15 protein-coding genes, 1 pseudogene and 1 riboswitch are annotated in these 17,202 nt (G+C 62.1%); of the genes and pseudogenes, 12 read left to right on the top strand and 4 right to left on the bottom strand.

The features are described from left to right. From DV027_RS17740 to DV027_RS10290, 4 genes and pseudogenes are all read left to right on the top strand, one after another. A partial coding sequence (locus DV027_RS17740; protein WP_130731716.1) for a hypothetical protein occupies nucleotides 1-234 on the top strand: 234 nt, incomplete at its 5' end. Then, nucleotides 235-468: a hypothetical protein gene (locus DV027_RS10300; protein ID WP_081749421.1), complete on the top strand. Its 234-nt coding sequence runs from the start codon at nucleotides 235-237 to the stop codon at nucleotides 466-468. A gap of 139 nt (nucleotides 469-607) precedes the next feature. After that, the gene (locus DV027_RS10295) at nucleotides 608-1,072 is read left to right on the top strand and encodes a hypothetical protein (protein ID WP_207303472.1); all 465 of its coding nucleotides are present in this window, start codon (nucleotides 608-610) and stop codon (nucleotides 1,070-1,072) included. Beyond that, nucleotides 1,068-1,801, top strand: a pseudogene (locus tag DV027_RS10290) (IS5 family transposase). Before DV027_RS10295 ends, DV027_RS10290 begins: the two are co-directional and overlap by 5 nt. A gap of 63 nt (nucleotides 1,802-1,864) precedes the next feature. Here DV027_RS10290 and DV027_RS10285 read toward each other — a convergent pair. Beyond that, nucleotides 1,865-2,362 (bottom strand): hypothetical protein, encoded by a 498-nt coding sequence (locus DV027_RS10285; RefSeq protein ID WP_242621840.1) that lies wholly within the window; start codon nucleotides 2,360-2,362, stop codon nucleotides 1,865-1,867. Nucleotides 2,363-2,798: 436 nt separating this feature from the next. Between DV027_RS10285 and DV027_RS10280 the strand changes: the two genes are divergently transcribed. The 5 genes from DV027_RS10280 (at nucleotide 2,799) to shc (ending at nucleotide 8,847) form a co-directional block, all read left to right on the top strand. Beyond that, nucleotides 2,799-3,863 (top strand): hypothetical protein, encoded by a 1,065-nt coding sequence (locus tag DV027_RS10280; protein WP_130731715.1) that lies wholly within the window; start codon nucleotides 2,799-2,801, stop codon nucleotides 3,861-3,863. A 127-nt stretch (nucleotides 3,864-3,990) separates the two neighbouring features. Further along, nucleotides 3,991-4,437, top strand: a complete 447-nt coding sequence (locus DV027_RS10275) for an HD domain-containing protein (RefSeq protein WP_242621839.1) — start codon at nucleotides 3,991-3,993, stop codon at nucleotides 4,435-4,437. A 514-nt stretch (nucleotides 4,438-4,951) separates the two neighbouring features. Beyond that, nucleotides 4,952-6,010, top strand: a complete 1,059-nt coding sequence (locus DV027_RS10265; RefSeq protein ID WP_130731713.1) for an NAD(P)-dependent alcohol dehydrogenase — start codon at nucleotides 4,952-4,954, stop codon at nucleotides 6,008-6,010. 132 nt (nucleotides 6,011-6,142) lie between these two features. Then, a complete protein-coding gene (locus DV027_RS10260) occupies nucleotides 6,143-6,700 on the top strand; it encodes a TetR/AcrR family transcriptional regulator (protein ID WP_130731712.1) in 558 nt (185 codons plus the stop codon). A gap of 41 nt (nucleotides 6,701-6,741) precedes the next feature. Further along, nucleotides 6,742-8,847 carry a squalene--hopene cyclase gene (gene shc, locus DV027_RS10255; RefSeq protein ID WP_408884466.1) on the top strand — a complete coding sequence of 702 codons (2,106 nt, stop codon included), beginning with the start codon at nucleotides 6,742-6,744 and terminating at the stop codon, nucleotides 8,845-8,847. Nucleotides 8,848-8,950: 103 nt separating this feature from the next. On the opposite strand, the gene DV027_RS10250 is transcribed toward shc, so the two are convergent. Further along, a complete protein-coding gene (locus DV027_RS10250; protein WP_130731710.1) occupies nucleotides 8,951-9,517 on the bottom strand; it encodes a hypothetical protein in 567 nt (188 codons plus the stop codon). A 155-nt stretch (nucleotides 9,518-9,672) separates the two neighbouring features. Between DV027_RS10250 and DV027_RS10245 the strand changes: the two genes are divergently transcribed. Then, on the top strand, nucleotides 9,673-10,023 hold the full coding sequence (locus DV027_RS10245) for a hypothetical protein (RefSeq protein WP_130731709.1): 351 nt from the start codon (nucleotides 9,673-9,675) through the stop codon (nucleotides 10,021-10,023). A 77-nt stretch (nucleotides 10,024-10,100) separates the two neighbouring features. Here the strand turns inward: DV027_RS10245 and DV027_RS10240 are convergent, their stop codons facing one another. Continuing rightward, a complete protein-coding gene (locus DV027_RS10240) occupies nucleotides 10,101-11,708 on the bottom strand; it encodes a tannase/feruloyl esterase family alpha/beta hydrolase (RefSeq protein ID WP_242621838.1) in 1,608 nt (535 codons plus the stop codon). A gap of 153 nt (nucleotides 11,709-11,861) precedes the next feature. Next, on the bottom strand, nucleotides 11,862-13,310 hold the full coding sequence (locus DV027_RS10235; RefSeq protein WP_207303473.1) for a phosphomannomutase: 1,449 nt from the start codon (nucleotides 13,308-13,310) through the stop codon (nucleotides 11,862-11,864). 513 nt (nucleotides 13,311-13,823) lie between these two features. Between DV027_RS10235 and DV027_RS10230 the strand changes: the two genes are divergently transcribed. Beyond that, nucleotides 13,824-15,968 (top strand): putative bifunctional diguanylate cyclase/phosphodiesterase, encoded by a 2,145-nt coding sequence (locus tag DV027_RS10230; RefSeq protein ID WP_242621837.1) that lies wholly within the window; start codon nucleotides 13,824-13,826, stop codon nucleotides 15,966-15,968. 53 nt (nucleotides 15,969-16,021) lie between these two features. Beyond that, nucleotides 16,022-16,129, top strand: a riboswitch (SAM-I-IV-variant riboswitch). Between the two features lie 45 nt (nucleotides 16,130-16,174). After that, on the top strand, nucleotides 16,175-17,122 hold the full coding sequence (locus DV027_RS10225; RefSeq protein ID WP_130731706.1) for a homoserine O-succinyltransferase: 948 nt from the start codon (nucleotides 16,175-16,177) through the stop codon (nucleotides 17,120-17,122). Nucleotides 17,123-17,202: the final 80 nt, after the last annotated feature.

The raw sequence follows: 17,202 nt of genomic DNA, 5'->3' as shown, positions 1-17,202 counted from the left end.
CATGACGATCACGCACAGTTCTCAAACTGGGGAATTTTCAACCAGCACATTTGGGGAGATTACAACCAGCACTCACACCACAGGAGGCTTCCACCGGATATGGACCGCTCTGCCACCCGCTGCAGTCCGCCGCCACCCCGCCCACGCGAAGGGCAGAGGCAGGGCGGAACACCACCTACAAACGTGCATGAAGACGTGGATGTATCAAAAATCCAGATCGGCGGATCGGATTGAATGGCGTGTACGGTATCCCGTTTCATGGCGATCCTTGGCTGTTTCTGCTGTCTCTCCGGATGTGCCGAGCACCGGCAACCCCTTGACGATGATGGCCTGCCCGTTACCGACGGATCAGAAACCGGCGGTCCACCAGGAGGTGGCCGGGGCGGCCCGGGCGGTGGTGGAGGAGGCATCTGGTCGGATGTGCTGCATACCGCCATGCAGACCGGCATGGGTTTCCTGCATCACTAGGGACGGACCCGCATGGCGCGAACATGACCTGCAGCGCGCCATGTTTTCAACGTGACGGCCTCCGCCGAATTCGGCTATAGTTTCGCTGCGTCAAGGTGGCAGACGCGATCGTTCAGCCGTGTCCAGCGGAGATCGCACCATGCTTGTTGTCGCATCCTTCCTCTGCGTCGCCAGCGTCGGCCTTCTGTGCTGGCTGGTCTTCACCCTTGCCATCTATGCCCTGCCTTTCGCCATTGGCGTGGTCGCCTTCCTGCATGCCATCCACGCCGGGAGTGGTGCGGTCGGCGCCATCGTGACAGGATTCATTGCAGGCGTTGCGACACTGCTCGCAGGCCAGGTGGCGTTTGCGCTGGTTGCAGTCGTCTGGTTCAGGATGATGCTGGCACTGATCTTCGCCATACCGGCAGCACTTGCCGGTTACAGCGCGACGCTGGGACTGGCGCAGACTGGCCTGTCCTCCGGCATCTGGGCACACCTGTTTTCCATAACAGGCGCTGCCTTCGTCGGGGCACGGCCTGGGGCCGATCGATATTCAGGACTTTCTTTTTGTGGAACGGATGTTTCACTGAGCCCCGTGTCAAAGCACGTATGGGACGAGAATTAAGCGGTACGAGTTGAGTGAAGCGCAATGGCAACGGATTGCGCCTCTGCTCCCGGGCAAAGTTGGGGATGCAGGCCGCAGCGGGACGGATAAGCGCCTGTTCGTGAACGGCTGCCTCTGGATTCTATGCTCTGGCGCGCATTGGAAGGACCAGCCTGAGCGGTATGGCAAATGGAAGACGGTGCATCGTTGCTTCAGCAGATGGTGTCATGCGAGGGTATGGGACAGGATTTTCGAGATGCTGACGGCTGATCGGAACAATCAGTATCTGATGTTCGATTCAACGATCGTGCGCGCCCATCAGCAGGCTGCAAACAGAAAAGAGGGAGCAGGGACCAGGTGCTGGGGTGTTTCAGAGGTGGTCTGAAGACACCAGGATCCATATGCTGGCCGATATGCTGCGCTTCATTATGACAGCCGGGCAGGTTGGCGATTGCACCCAGGCGCAGGCTCTGCTCGCGGGTCAGGAGGGCTGTTATTGCCGACAAGGCCTATGACAGCACTGCATTACGTGCCCCTGTCGCTCAGATGGGCGCAGGGGCTATCATACCTTGTACTCGCACCCGTAAGATTATCATTCCCGCACGATACCAGGGCTTACAGGCTGCGCAATCGTATCGAGCGCTGCTGCAATCGCGTCAGGCACTTCACTTCGCTACCCGATATGACCGAGGCACCATCCATTGCCTTGGTTTTGTTCACCTCGTTTCAGTCATGATCTGGATGGCCTGAATGTCGATCGGACCTACAGCGCCTTAGGCACAGGCAGGGGCGACGACGGGATGGATGCCGCCTTTACTGATCGGCCGATCCTGGCTGTTCGATGATGATCCGCATGCCCCATGTTTTTCCGCCATCAGTTGTCGTGAGCGCGACCTGATAGGTGCCGTTATTGGGAATGATGATGTGGTCGAGTGGCGTATCTGTTGAGGGCCAGGTAATATTCTTGTCATCATAATGCTTTAACGACACCGTCATCGGCGCAACCGGTGCCGCCGTAATTCCGCTGATGATGGCTGCTTTCTGGATGTCTTTGGGCAGCAGGGTTTCGATTGCCCTGATGTCGATATCACCACCACGGTTGGAGGGCAGGCTCAGGATGGCGGAAATGCAGGTTTCGTATTCCTTGTAGCTCTCGCTTGTGCAGGGTGTCTGAACGGTCGCGCTTGCCTGTGTTCCATCGGGAAGCTTCACGTCCGTTGCATGCGCGTGGCCCGTCAGCAGAAGCGCCGGAACAAGGGCAAAAAAGCTTTTACGCATAATATCAAGACACCTTAAGGGAGATTTGGACAACGCTCACAATCCTTATCATTACTCCAGATTGTCCCTTCTGCACAGGATATGATGGGGTGCACCGGCAGGTTGATACACTATTTCATGATACCGCATGCTCCTGGCAGAAAACGGCTTTCATGCACGACGCAGGACCATGCCCGTGGGTGGATGGGGCAGTATAATTTACATTATTTTAATAATATCATACAGTCTGCCTGCCAGCACATTGCGCTGGATATTTTTCTATATCATTGAAAATATTCATCAAATGATGGCAGGCAAGATTATTTCCATTCCCGGATAAAAATCAATATAGTTACACTTCAAGAAAACCGCATGTTATCATGATATAATGCAATGCAGCCAGTGTATGAAGTCAGGTGCCCGCGTATCATTAAAAAATAATTAAAGTCCATGTAATATATCGTATTGAGGGATGCAGAGTTCTGTTGTCATGAAAAAAATTATGGTGGTGCCGCTTATTTTATTGCTGAGTGGATGTTATGGCGTTGGCTCCCAGAGACTGGATCGTGATCAACTTGACTATTCACAGGCGCTGATTGGTTCCTCCAAACAGCAGACCCTCCTTAATGTCGTACGCTTGCGGTATGCTGACACGCCCGGCTTCCTTGATACGACCCAGCTGATTTCCGGCTACCAGTTACAGCGCAATATTTCCATCGGGGTCGGCTCGGACTCCAACCCGATCAGGCCCGCAGGGACAATCGGGGCGCAGATACAGGAAAGCCCGACCTTTACATTCCAGCCCGTTACGGGCGATGCCTATGCGCAGAGTTTCCTGCGCCCGCTGCCCCCCGGCAGCCTGCTGCCCCTGGCCATGGGGGGGTTGCCCATAGATATCCTGTTCCGCCTGTCGGTCCAGTCGGTCAATCTTATCAATAACGCGGGCGCCATCGGGGGGGATCTTGGGCGTGGCTCGCCCGAATTCTTTGAACTGCTCTATGACCTGCGCCGGTTGCAGATTGCGGGCCTTCTCGGCATACAGCTTGAACATAGCGAGGAAATACCAGGCAAGACCCCGGCTTTTGATCGGGTCTTCCTGACGGTATCCTCAACGACCGACCCGATCCTGTCTGAAGTCGTGAAGGCGACGCGGCGGTTTTTTGCAATGGGCCCCAATGACGAGCGCGTGGAAGTCATCTACGGGGCCGGCAAGCCGCAACGCGGCCAGGTCCGGCTTCTTACGCGCACGATGCTGGGTGTTATGGGGCAGATTGCCTACCAGATCGATGTTCCGCAGGAAGATATTGATTCAGGGCGCACCCTGCCCAAAATCATTTTGGTCGGGCGCAATACAAAGCCGACCGTTTTTGTCCATGTCAGTAATGAGCGGCCAAAAACTTCTTTTGTCTCAACAAAATACAATAACAAATTCTACTATATATCCGACACTGATTTCCCCAGCAAGCTCGGGTTCACCATGCTGCAGATCCTGATGGAGCTTTCCAAAACCACCAAAAATCCGGGCGCCGTGCTGACCATACCCGTAAATGGATGAAGCCGGTGGCCGCGCATGGTCAATGAAGCCCACGACACGCTGCGCTTTTTATGGGGCAAGGCGCGCCCGGCGGATCAGGGCGGCAATACGGGCGCGCCCATCCATCCGCTTGTCGCGCATATGCCCGATGTGGCGGCGGTGGAGGTGCTGTGGCCCGGTAGCGCGGCTGGGGCTGGACCGTCGGCAGCTTGGCCTGCTTGTGGCGTTGCATGATATTGGCAAGGTCACGCCCGCTTTCCAGGCAAAGGTTCCGGCCCACTGGCCCTGGCAGGCGCTCGGGCCGTTGCCGGATGCGGTGGTGGACTCGCGCTATGATGCGGATGGCCTGATCCTGCTCGACCGGGTGTGCGTGGATGTGCTCGCCCTCCTGTTCGGGGCGGATGCCGATGGGCTGGAATGGGATGCCAATGACAGGGCGCAGTTATGGCGCGCCGTTGCGGGGCATCATGGTCAGCTGGTCGAAGTGGATGAAACAAAAGTCTGCGCCCTGAATTGTGCCGCCTGCGCGCCCCATGCCTGCGCCTTGGCCGGCCTGCTTTTTGACGTGTTTCGTCCGCCGCCCATTTGCGTTTGATACCTGCGAAAAGAGCCGCCGGGTGCCTGTCGATTTCGATGGCCTGCGCCGGTTTCCTTTGCCCCCGAAGCAGCCCCGCCCACGCAACCTGGCCTAACCGCGACAGCCATTCCACGACGGCGTGGAAAGGGGTGGAAAACAGGGTGTTTCACGAAGAGTGGTCCCCGCATGCGCGGGGATGAATCAAGCCTGTGACCGAACAAACCCACACTCCATACGTGTTTCCCGCACAGACGGGGGTAAATCGGAATGTCATTCCGGCAGGATCTGCTGCCAAGGTGGGGTGCCATCTGCCTTGCAGCCCTGAAGCATCAGTGCAAGACTGTAACCTTGCAAACTCCGGCACGGCAGGGCCTCAAAGATTCCTTCTGCCCGGGGTGGCTGCGGCCTGAAGCGGGAATGTCTGGTTCAGGCCCCATGTCTGGCGGGCGTCCATCATGCCGCAGTGCTGGCGCGAAGGGCTTCTGGCCGGTGCCCGTGCAGTAAAACAATCGTCTGAACAGGGTGGAACAACATGAAAACCATTGGTTATGCCGCGCGTGATGCAAAAACGCCGCTGGCACCCTATGCCTTCGAGCGCCGGGCGCTGCGTGATAATGATGTCGCCCTCGAAATCCTGTACTGTGGCGTCTGCCATTCCGACCTGCACCAGAGCCGTGATGACTGGAAGGAGTGGGGCCCAACGCGCTACCCCTGCGTGCCGGGGCATGAAATCATTGGCCAGGTCGTGGCCGTTGGCCCGAAGGTGACACGCCACAAGGTGGGCGATGCCGTGGCCGTGGGCACCATTGTCGATAGCTGCCAGCAATGTGACCAGTGCCGCCGGGGCGAGCAGCAGATGTGCCGCGAAGTCCCGACCCTGACCTATAACGGCCGCGACCGGCTCACCTGCGAAACCACGCATGGCGGCTACTCCAAGCACATCGTGGTGCGTGATGACTTCGTGCTGCGCCTGCCTGAAGGGCTTGACCCCTCCCGCGCGGGGCCGCTGCTATGCGCGGGCATTACCGTCTATTCCCCGCTGCGTACGTGGAACGTGGGGCCAGGCAGCCGCGTGGGCGTGGTGGGCATTGGCGGGCTGGGGCATCTGGCCGTGCGGCTTGCGGCGGGGCTTGGCGCCACCGTCACGGTCATTACGCGCAGTGCTGCCAAGGCGGCGGAAGCGAAGGCGCTGGGGGCGGATCATGTCATCGTTTCCACCTCTGATGAGGCCATGAAGGCCGGGGCCTCCTCGCTCGATGTCATTATCGACACCGTGCCCGTCGCGCATGATGTCTCGCCCTATGTCGCCCTGCTCGATGTGGAAGGGGTGCTGGTGATCGTGGGCAATCTGGGCCCCGTGCCCGCGTTCAGTTCGCTGCCGCTGGTGCTGGGGCGTCGGCGCATTACGGGCTCGCCCGTGGGTGGCCTGCCCCAGACACAGGAACTGCTCGATTTCTGCGCGCGCAAGAACATCCTGCCCGATTGCGAGATCGTGCCCATGCAGCAGATCAACGAGGCCTTCGCGCGCATGGACCGGGGCGATGTGCATTATCGCTTTGTGATCGATATGGCCTCGCTGACCACTGCCTGAGCACAATATGGGCTTGCAGGTGCCGCCTTTTCTTAAGGGCGGCATTTTGCCGGGCGCATGGGCATGGTTTGCAGGGCAGGCCGCCATGGTTTAATTCCATCCGGACGGAATGAAACTACGGAGACCCCGCGCATGGCGCGCCCCAGAACCATCGACCGCGACAGGGTGCTCGATTGTGTCGAGCATCTCGTGCAGCGCGAAGGCGCTGCCGCCCTCACGCTTGATGCCGTGGCGCGTGAGGCGGGCATTACCAAGGGCGGGCTGCAATACTGCTTTGGCAGCAAGGATGACCTGATTACCGCGCTGATCGACCGCTGGATCGCGGCTTTTGATGCGCAGGTCAGCCAGAACATGCCTGGCAACCCCGATGCCGCCGACCGGGCGCGCGCCTATGTGGTCGTCGCCAGCCAGATTGACGCGGCCACGCAGGCCCGGATGGCGGGCATGCTCGTTACCCTCATGCAGTCCCCCAAACACCTGCACCGGCTGCGGGCGTGGTATGCACGCTGGTTCAAAGTGTGTAATCCGGCCTCTGCCGTGGCGCGTCGGGCCCGCACGGCGCTTTTTGCCGCCGAGGGGGCATTTTTTCTGCGCAGCACAGGGTTTATTGAAATGGATCAGGCGGAGTGGGAAACTGTCTTCGCTGATTTTGAGCAACTGGTCACGCCCGCGCAGGCCAGCACGGATTGACAAGGCCCCTGACTATTATATCGCCCACAGGTATGGATGAAATGAACAGCGAAAGTCGCCCTTCACGCAAGCAGGCCGGATCTTCCGGTTCCAACAAGACCGAATCCCGCCCCGATTCCGCTCCGGCGGCGGCTTTCAGGGGCATTGACAACAGCCTGAGGCACACGATCTCCGCCGCCTGCAAATGGCTGATGGAACAGCAGAAGCCCGATGGCCACTGGGTGGGGTCGGTGGCCTCGAACGCCTCGATGGAGGCCGAATGGTGCCTGGCCCTGTGGTTCCTCGGCCTTGAGGACCACCCCCTGCGCCCCCGCCTGGGCAAGGCCCTGCTGGAAATGCAGCGCGAGGATGGCTCATGGGGCATCTATTACGGCGCGGGCAATGGCGACATCAACGCCACCGTCGAATCCTACGCCGCCCTGCGCTCGCTGGGTTATGCCGCCGATGACCCCGCCCTGAGCCGGGCGGCCACATGGATTGCAAGCAAGGGCGGCCTGCGCAACGTGCGCGTGTTCACCCGCTACTGGCTGGCCCTGATCGGGGAATGGCCGTGGGAAAAAACGCCCAACCTGCCGCCTGAAATCATCTGGTTTCCCAATAAATTCGTTTTCTCCATCTACAATTTCGCGCAGTGGGCGCGCGCAACGCTGGTGCCGCTGGCCATCCTGTCCGCGCGGCGCTCGTCGCGCCCCCTGCGCCCGCAGGACCGGCTTGACGCGCTCTTTCCCGCAGGGCGCGAGAATTTCGATTACGAGCTGCCCCCGCGTGATGGGCAGGACCTGTGGGCCACCTTTTTCCGCAAGACCGATCGTGCACTGCACTGGCTGCAGACGAAATTCCTCAAGCGCAACACCATGCGCGAAGCCGCGATCCGGCACATGCTGGAATGGATCATCCGCCATCAGGATGCCGATGGCGGCTGGGGCGGCATCCAGCCGCCATGGGTCTATGGCCTGATGGCGCTGCATGGCGAGGACTACCAGTTCCATCACCCCGTCATGGCCAAGGGGCTGGCAGCGCTTGATGATCCCGGCTGGCGTTATGACCGTGGCGATGCAAGCTGGGTGCAGGCCACCAACAGCCCGGTATGGGACACCATGCTGGCGCTGATGGCCCTGCATGATGCCGATGCCGAGACCGATTTCACTCCCGAGATGGACAAGGCGCTGGGCTGGCTGCTTGATCGTCAGGTGCGGGTGAAGGGTGACTGGTCGATCAAGCTGCCGGATCTCGAACCCGGCGGCTGGGCGTTTGAATACGCCAATGACCGCTACCCCGACACCGATGACACCGCCGTGGCCCTGATCGCACTCGCCGCCTGCCGCGACCGGGAGGAATGGAAGGGCAGGGGCGTCGAGGCCGCCATTACCCGCGGCGTGAACTGGCTCGTGGGCATGCAGAGCACCTGCGGCGGCTGGGGCGCGTTTGACAAGGACAACAACCGGGCCCTGCTGTCCAAGATCCCGTTCTGTGATTTTGGCGAGGCGCTTGATCCCCCCTCCGTCGATGTAACCGCGCATGTGCTCGAGGCATTCGGCGTGCTGGGCCTGCCGCGCGACATGCCCGCACTCCAGCGTGGGCTGGCCTATATCCGCGCCGAGCAGGAAGCCGATGGCCCATGGTTTGGCCGCTGGGGCGTCAATTACCTTTATGGCACGGGTGCCGTGCTGCCCGCCCTTGCCGCCATTGGCGAGGACATGACCCAGCCCTACATTGCCAAGGCGTGTGACTGGCTCGTGGCCCACCAGCAGGAAAATGGCGGCTGGGGCGAAAGCTGCGCATCCTATATGGAGATCGCCTCCATCGGACGAGGGCCGACCACGCCATCACAGACCGCCTGGGCGCTGATGGGGCTGATCGCGGCCAACCGCAAGCAGGATCATGAGGCCATCGTGCGCGGCTGCCGCTACCTGATCGACCTGCAGCAGCCCGATGGCCGCTGGGATGAGAAGGAGTTCACCGGCACAGGCTTCCCCGGTTACGGGGTGGGGCAGACCATCAAGCTCGATGACCCGGCCCTGACTAGCCGGCTGCAGCAGGGTGCGGAACTCTCGCGCGCGTTCATGCTGCGCTATGACCTGTACCGGCAGTTCTTCCCCATCATGGCGCTGAGCCGGGCCGCGCGCCTGCTTAAAAGCAGCACCTGAAATGAAGGCAGGCGCAGTATTAATGCGCCTGCCCACCTGATTTTAAAAACTGAAAGAAGTTTCTGGTGAAGCTTTTTTCAAAAAGCTTCAGAACAGTGCTGTTTTATTTCGGCGTCTTTTCCGGCGAAGGTGTAGCCGGGCTGGCTTCAATCTCGAGCGGCTGGGTTTTCTGCGTGTCAGCGGTGGGCACGCCATGCAGGCGCATGGCCGCGATCCTGCGCAGGATCGGCGCCTTGGCGCGTGACAGGACTGCTGTCAGCAGCCTGTCCATGCCGGTCTTGCGCAACACAAGCTGTGCATGCGGCGGCAGGTGCGCGATGACCAGATCGGCAAACCGGGCGATGATCAGTTCATCGGCCAGAATATCGAACGCGGCGGAAGAGGCGACCTGCCGGATGGTCTGTTCGATCAGCGGGCCATATTTTTCCAGCAGTTCGGACTCCCTGATGGACAGGGTCTTGTTGCGTAGCCACTGGATCTTCTCCTGCGAGGCCTCGCTTCTGTAATAGTCTTTCATCCCTTCCTTGACCCGGCCTGTTCTCGCTGCCACCGAGGCGATCCCTGATCTGAACCATCCCTTCTTGCTACTACTTTCAGGGAGAAGGGGAGCATCATCGCTTTCCGGGCTGCCCTGGGCGGCTTGGGTGCGTTCGGGGTCTGCTGTCATCATGGTCTCCGCTCGGGCGTGGCTAATCGAGGCACGGGTCTTGATAAAGAAATGGCCAATGCCTGCCAGATGGTCAGGCATAAAGCCTGATTTATTGACATCTACGGGCAGCTTTATCATAAGCACGGCCTCAATTCCTGCCCGTGAAAGAACCCTCCATGCGTTTTTCCATTAAATCCCTGCGCTGCGGCCTGGTGCTGCTTCCCGTTCTGGCGCTGACCGCCTGCGGCGGCCCTTCGACCAGCGACATCCAGACGGCGCTGGACAAGAGCATGAAGCAGGAGCTGGACCAGGCCAATCACCTCAGCATGGAACTGATCGGGCGCCCCAACCCGCTCGTGTCGCAGAACCCGCAGGTCAAGGTCGTTGATAGCGATTGCCACACCGGGGAAGGTGATGATTCCATCTACTCGTGCAAGATCACGCTGAAAAATGCGGAAGGCAATGTGAGAGAGGCCACCCTGCCGGTCAAAAAGGTCGAGGGTGAATGGGTCATTCTGAAAAACTGAAAAGGGTTTTTTAAATAACGGACGTTTCCGGGCGCCGCCTTCTGTCAAAAAGGCGGCGTTTTCCGTGGTTTTTTAAATCAGTTCACGCCGGGTGTAACACAGGCAAAGCTGCGGGCATCATCCATGTCGCCCTGCCCGTCATAACGCGCAACGGCAGGCCAGGCGCAGAGCGGGCGGGTGCGCACGATCTTTCCCTCCTCAACGCGGGCGGCCACGATCATGTCAGGCGCCTGCCCGTGGCTGACCCAGTTGTCGATTGCGCCAAGCTTGCTGAAGGTGTCGCACCCGGCGCCACCATGGCAGTGCTCCATGCCGGGAATGGTGATGAGCCTGACCCCGTCATGCCCGGCAGCGCCCGCGCGGCGCTGCACGGCCTGGTAGTAGGTGGCGAGTTGCTGGGGGTTATGGCCGTCATTCCAGCCGATATAGAGCAGCAGCCTGCCGCCACGGGCCAGGAAGGGCGCAAGGTTGTCATCCACGTGCAAAAGCGGGCCGACCTTGCGGGTGGCCTCCTGCACGTCGGTATCCCATTTCAGGGTGGTCCAGTCCCAGTCCGGGTTCTGGAAGGCTGCGTATCTGAACAGGTCGAGCGCTACGGGGAAAGCCTTGCCGTCAGCCGAGAAACCGTCCTCGCTGCCCTTGGCCGGGCCGGGGAAGATGACCGTGTGCGTCTGCGGGTCAACGGGGCCCTGATAGATGTTGCGGGCTGCGCGCACTTCATCGGCGGTCAGGCAATTGGCCGTGTTGCTGCCTGTCTTGCACAGGATCTGCTCGGGCCTGAAGGCGCAGCGATCCGGTTCATCCACAAAGCCCTGCTTCCTGCCCACCGGCCCCGCGCAGGCATTCATCACTGCAGCATTGAGCAGCCGGAACTTGTCGTGTGATACGCGCAGCGCGGGGTCATGATAGCTCATCCACCCCGCCCAGAGCTGTTCGGCATTGAAATTGACAATCGGGTTGGGCGGCGCGCCCGCTACGATGCCGTCATAATCCTCGGGGTAGCGTTTGGCCTCGATCAGTCCTTCGAGCCCGCCCAGCGAGCAGCCGATCCAGTAGGCATGCGTGGCCTCGTGGCCATAGAATGTTCTGACCAGCGCCTTGGCCGCGACCGTCATCAGGTGGTCGGCGCGGTAGGCGTAATCGATCATTTTCTCGGGGTGGCCCAGCGTAAAGCGGCCGCCCTGGCCCTCGGGGGTGGCGCTGTCATGCCCGGTATCGGTGCTGGCTACCGCATAGCCTTCACTTATGCCCGTGGCCATGCCGTCATACATGAGCGAACCGGCCCAGCCAAAATTGCCCACGCCCAGCAACCTGCCGTTCCAGCCCTTGAGCGGCAGCCAGATTTCGGTGCGGATGTGGGAATCCGCCGTCGGGTGCAGGGTCAGGGCCACGCGGCAGAAGGCGGGGTTCGCGGCCTCGGTCGGGTGCCCGGCCAGGTTCATGCCCGGCGTGGACATGATGTGGCTGAGCTGGTCCTGCGGGGCGTGCCAGCTTCCCGCCTTTACGGTTTCAACGGTGGTGAAGGTGGCATCGGGCAGGGCGTGGCGGGCAAGGTCGCTACAGCTTGTGGCCCGTGCGGCGCAGGCACTGGCCATCATGAGCGGGGCGGCAAGCAGGGCACCAGCCATGGCGTGCCGGTAAGGACGCCACGGGCGGGGCGCGGGCAGGGGATCGGGATGGGGCATGCGAGGGTCCTGGCAGCTCATTGCAGGGAAAAGCGTGTGTCATGCGCCAGATCGGGTCATGACGGCTGGCCCCATTGTGGTCCCGAATGCCCGGGGTTGGAAGCCCCGCGGCATGGGCAGGCGCATGCCTTCAGTGCTGCGCGGGCCGCGGGTTCAGCGCCATGCGCTGACGGCCTCAAGCCCGGTGTGCAACAGTTGCGCCGCCCGTTCGGGGCTTTCGGCCTCCACATACACACGCAGTTCCGGCGCGTTGCCTGAGGGGCGGAGGTGAATGACCTCGTCGCCCGCAAAGGTCATGCGCAGGCCATCGGTTTCATCCACATGGGCCAGCGCGCCGCAGGCGCCGGTCAGGCCCAGCGCGTCCGCGCCCTGTGCCGGGTCGCGGCGCAGGGCGGCAATGTGGGCGGTGCTCTGCGCGGTGGGCATGTCCTTCAGCCGGTCGCTCAGCGTAAAGCGGCGGGGCAGGGTGGCGACAAGACCGGCAAGGTCGGTGCCGGCCTCGCGCGCGGCCACGAGCGCGCAGATCATGGGCAGCACGGAATCCCGCGTGGGGAGTGCTGCCAGCGTGCGCCCGCCGCGCGTGACCGGGCTTGCCAGCAGGAAGCCGCCATTGGCTTCATACCCGACCGATGGTTCATGCCCATCGCCCGCTGCCTGCGTCATGGCCGCGACCACGTAGGGCGAGCCGATGCGCGTGCGCTGCACCTGATCGGCAAACCCGGCCTGCTCCAGCGCCGTGTTGCTGCTGACCGGCGTCGCCACGGCGCGGGCAGCCAGGAAACGGGCCGCCAGAATGCCCAGCACGTCGCCGCGCAGCCATGCGCCATGCCGGTCGGCCAGCAGCGGGCGGTCGGAATCGCCATCAGTGGTCAGGATGGCGTCCAGCGTGCCATCGGCGGCCCACTGGCGGGCGAGGGCGGCATCCTCGGGGCGGACGGCTTCGGTATCGACGGGGATGAAGCTGTCCATGCGGCCAAGTGGCACGGCGGTGGCACCAAGGGCCTCGACAATCTGCACCAACACGTCGCGCCCCACGGCGGAATGCTGGTAGATGCCCAGTTTCAGCCCCGCCAGCGCATCGGCGCCAAAAAAGTCGCGGTAGCGGGCCACGAAGCCGGGCACCACGTCGGTCACGGGGGGCAGGTCGGGCGGCGCGGTGAGCGTACCCTCGGTATCGAACCAGCCTTCGGGCAAGCTCACATCCAGCTCGCGCATCGCCGCCTCGTCAGGCTTGAGGAACTCGCCGCGCGCGCGGTTGAACTTGATGCCGTTGCGATCTGCCGGGATATGACTGCCCGTGACCATGAGCGAGGGCATGCCATGCGCAAACGCATGCAGGCACAAAGCCGGTGTGGGCACGTAACCGCAAAACACCGGCACGCCATCCATGTAACGGATCGCGGCGGCACAGGCGCGCAGGATGCGCGGCGTGCTCGGGCGCAGGTCGCCCGCTATGGCCACGGCCGCGCCCGGCGCGAACTCGCCAAGGCTGGCCAGGTGCCGCAGGTAGCCTACGGTGTAGGCGAAGCAGACCGAATCCTTCATCGCGCTGACAAGGCCGCGCGCGCCGCTCGTTCCAAACGCGACGCCGGAATGCTGCATCCACTGGGCTATCTTCATGGGTTCTTTCTCGTTCCTAACCAATCCTGCGCGGGCTTTCGCGCCTGCCTGCATATAACGCAGGCGCGCAGGGTGGCGTTTATACAAACAATCGTGCCCGATTGTGGCACGGGTCGCGTGCCCTGTCGTCTGCCCCGCTACGCGGGCCAGCGTGGGGCAGGGACGTGGCGCAAATAAGGCGGCCCGGAAGGGAGCCGGGAGCGAGATATTGTATCAATCGCTGATTTATACTGTGTTTTTGGCATCTGTTCATAAAAACATAATAAAAATGTATTGAAAACATAACACATGCGGGCAGGCGGGGCGGCTAGATGAAGGGGCCGTGGTTAAGGAATGATGAATATGACCTGCCGGTTCGGAGCGACATCATGATGGGCCCATGCGTCGAATGCACGCGGCCCCGGTTCGCGGGCTGGCAGGGCGGGCTGTCATGCGCCTGTTGAACGCTGGCGCGGGCATGGCCCCCTCCGCTTTGAAATGGTTGTGGAACATTGCATGATGAACGATATCGCAGCCCCGCCAGCTTCGCCAGTCCGGCAGGCCTTCATGACCATGGGCGATATCGCCTGCCAGGGCCCCGTGATCGGGCCGGATGCACTGGGCGAGCGCCTGTTCGAGCTGTTTCACAATGACCCGGCGCTGATGCTGGTGGCGGTGGTGGACCAGCACGACGCGCCAGTGGGGCTGGTGGAGCGGCAGGCCTTCTTCCTCAAGGTATCGGGCCGGTTTGGCCATGCGCTGTTCAACCGCCGCCCCGTGGCGCTGCTGATGGATGATCGCCCGGTCATGATCGATGCCGGCATTCCCTCTGCCGAGTTTACGGCGCGCGCGCTCATGTCCCAGCCCTCCGACCTCATGCGCGGCTATATCGTGACAAAGGCGGGGCGCTATCACGGCACCGGCTCGGCGCTGGACCTGATCAACGCCTCGCATTCCCATGCCCTCGCCTCCGCCTCGGGGCTGAAGGCGGCGGCGGAAGACCTGAAGCGGGCCAATAAACGCATCTTGCGCGACAAGCTGTTCATCGACACCATTGTCGAGAACATTCCCTCCGCCCTGATCGTGCGCTCCACGCGCGATGATTACCCCGTGCTGGTCAATCGCGCGGCGGAGGAAATGATGGGCTGCACGCGCGACCTGCTGCTGGAACGCAAGGTCGATGATGTGTTCGATGCCGACGAGATCGGCCACCTGCTGCTCAGCCGCGCGGCAGGCGGCGCGCAGGCAGCAGAGCAGGTCCTGTGCGACCACAACGGCACCGCGCGCGCCATTGCCACCCGCCATGTCACCATTACCGATGAGCGTGGCGGCGCGCGGTGGGAAATGTGCGTGGCCGATGACGTGACCGCACAGCGCAACGCCCAGCACCGCGTCGAGCAGCTTGCCCATTACGACCCGCTGACCGGGCTGGCCAACCGCGCCCTGTTCTCCGCCCGGCTCGAGGCCAGCTGCACCCCCGGCCTGAGTGCGACGCTGCTGTGCATCGACCTTGATTATTTCAAGACCGTCAATGACGTGTATGGCCATGCGGCGGGCGATACGCTGCTGCAGCTGGTCTCCGCCCGGCTGAAGGCGTGCAGCCGTCCTGAAGACCTCGTGGCAAGGCTGGGCGGCGACGAGTTCGCCATCATCTGGCCCCATGTGCCCGACCCGAACGAGCTGACCGGCCGCGCGCGAGAGATTGTCGAGACCGTCAGCAAACCTTACATCATCGACGGGCACCATATCGTCATTGGCGCCAGTATAGGTGCTGCGCTGTACCCGCAGGATGGCGAGAATGCCGAACTCCTTTTGCAGCATGCCGATATTGCGCTGTATCGCGCCAAGTCGCTCGGGCGCAACGGCTTCCAGTTCTTTGATGCCGACCTGCGTGATGAAATCCAGACCCGCGCGCGCCTTGGCAACGAACTGCGCGCGGCCATTGCGGGCAATGCGCTGACGCTGCATTTCCAGCCGCTCTATCCCATGCCGGGCAACCGCATCAGCGCGTGCGAGGCGCTGGTGCGCTGGCATCACCCCGTGCGCGGCATGATCCCGCCCGACCAGTTCGTGGGCCTGGCCGAGGAAAACGGCCTGATCCACGACCTTGGTGAATGGGTGCTGCGCGCCGCCTGCCTTGAGGCTGCGGGCTGGCCCGAGCAGGTGCGCATTGCGGTCAATGTCTCGCCCATCCAGCTGCGCAACCCGCGTTTCCTGAGCATTGTGGAAGGGGCCCTGGCGTGCTCGGGCCTCGCGCCGGCGCGGCTTGAAGTCGAGATTACCGAAAACATCTTCGTGCAGAACAGCGCCACCAACCGCGACATCCTGCACAGGCTGGGCCAGATCGGGTGCAGCATCGTGCTTGATGATTTCGGCACCGGCTATTCCTCGCTGGGCTACCTGCGCTCGTTCCGCTTCCAGAAAATCAAGATCGACCGCTCCTTCGTGCAGGAACTGCCCGAGCGCGGGGCCGCGGGCATCATCCGCGCCATCATCAGCCTGGCGCAGAGCATGGACATTCCCATCACGGCGGAAGGGGTAGAAACACACGACCAGTGGGCGCACCTCAACGCGCTTGGGTGCAACCAGGTGCAGGGCTTCCTGCTCGGTCGCCCGCAGCCATCGGAGATGATCCGCCAGAGCATCCTGACCCATGCCTGAGCGCACAGGGGCGGCCTAGTCTTGCACCCGTAACGCAAAACACGTAAAACCGCAGCCAGCATCAGGAGTTGGGGCGACGCCCAACGCCAACCTGCCGTTCCGGGCAAGGTGGCGCTCCCGCAAGGGAGGATGTGGCCAGGCCGGCAACCAAGCGGATCATGCCACGCAGCGCGTCACGCCCCACACAATGGAGGACGGACGCGGCAATGCCCATAAGAATACCCGATGATCTCCCCGCCCGCGGTACGCTTGAGGCCGAGGGCGTGATGGTGATGGGCGAAACCGACGCCATCCGGCAGGATATCCGCCCGCTGCGCATCGGCCTGCTCAACCTCATGCCCGACAAGATCCGCACCGAGACCCAGATCGCCCGCCTCATCGGGGCAACACCGCTGCAGGTCGAACTCACGCTGGTGCGCATGAGCGGGCATGTGCCACGCAATGCTTCAGCCAGTCACATGACCTCGTTCTACCGGGCGTGGGAGGAGGTGCGCGGCGCGCGCTTCGATGGCTTCATCATCACCGGGGCACCGGTCGAGCGCCTGCCCTTTGCGGAAGTGACATACTGGGATGAACTGCGCCGCGTGTTCGACTGGACCCGGACCAACGTGCACCGATGTTTCAACATCTGCTGGGCCGCCCAGGCGGCGGTGCACCACTTTCATGGCATGCCCAAGCATGCGCTCGCCTGCAAGGCGTTCGGGGTGTATGACCACCGCATCCTTGTCCCGGCCTCGCCCTACCTGCTCGGCTTTGCCGATGACCTGTCCATTCCCGTCTCACGCTGGACGGAGGTGCGGCGCGCCGACCTGCCGCGTGGCACTGACATGACCGTCCTGGCCGAAAGCCCCGAGACTGGCCTGTGCCTGCTGGATGACCCGCGCCACCATGCGCTGCACATGTTCAACCACCTTGAATATGATTCCACCTCGCTGGCCGAAGAATATTTCCGCGACCGCGAAAGGGGCCTCGATATTGCGGTGCCGCACAACTACTTCCCGCATGATGACCCGGGCCAGCGCCCCATCAACCGCTGGCGCGCGCATGCGCACCTGCTGGCGGCCAACTGGATCAACCAGATATACCAGACCACGCCGTTCAATATCGCGCGGATCGGGCTTGAAAGCCGCAGCCCCGCCCTGGCCTGCGCCTGAGGGTACACGCACACGTGATGGCGGCATGCCTGTTCGCACAAACGTCAGGCAATAAAAAGAACGGGATGGGGATAGGGTAT

Source organism: Komagataeibacter xylinus, assembly GCF_004302915.1.
Classification (GTDB): Bacteria; Pseudomonadota; Alphaproteobacteria; order Acetobacterales; family Acetobacteraceae; genus Komagataeibacter; species Komagataeibacter xylinus_C.
The sequence above is the reverse complement of the archived record's forward strand: the minus strand, read 5'-3'. Positions and strand labels throughout refer to the sequence as shown.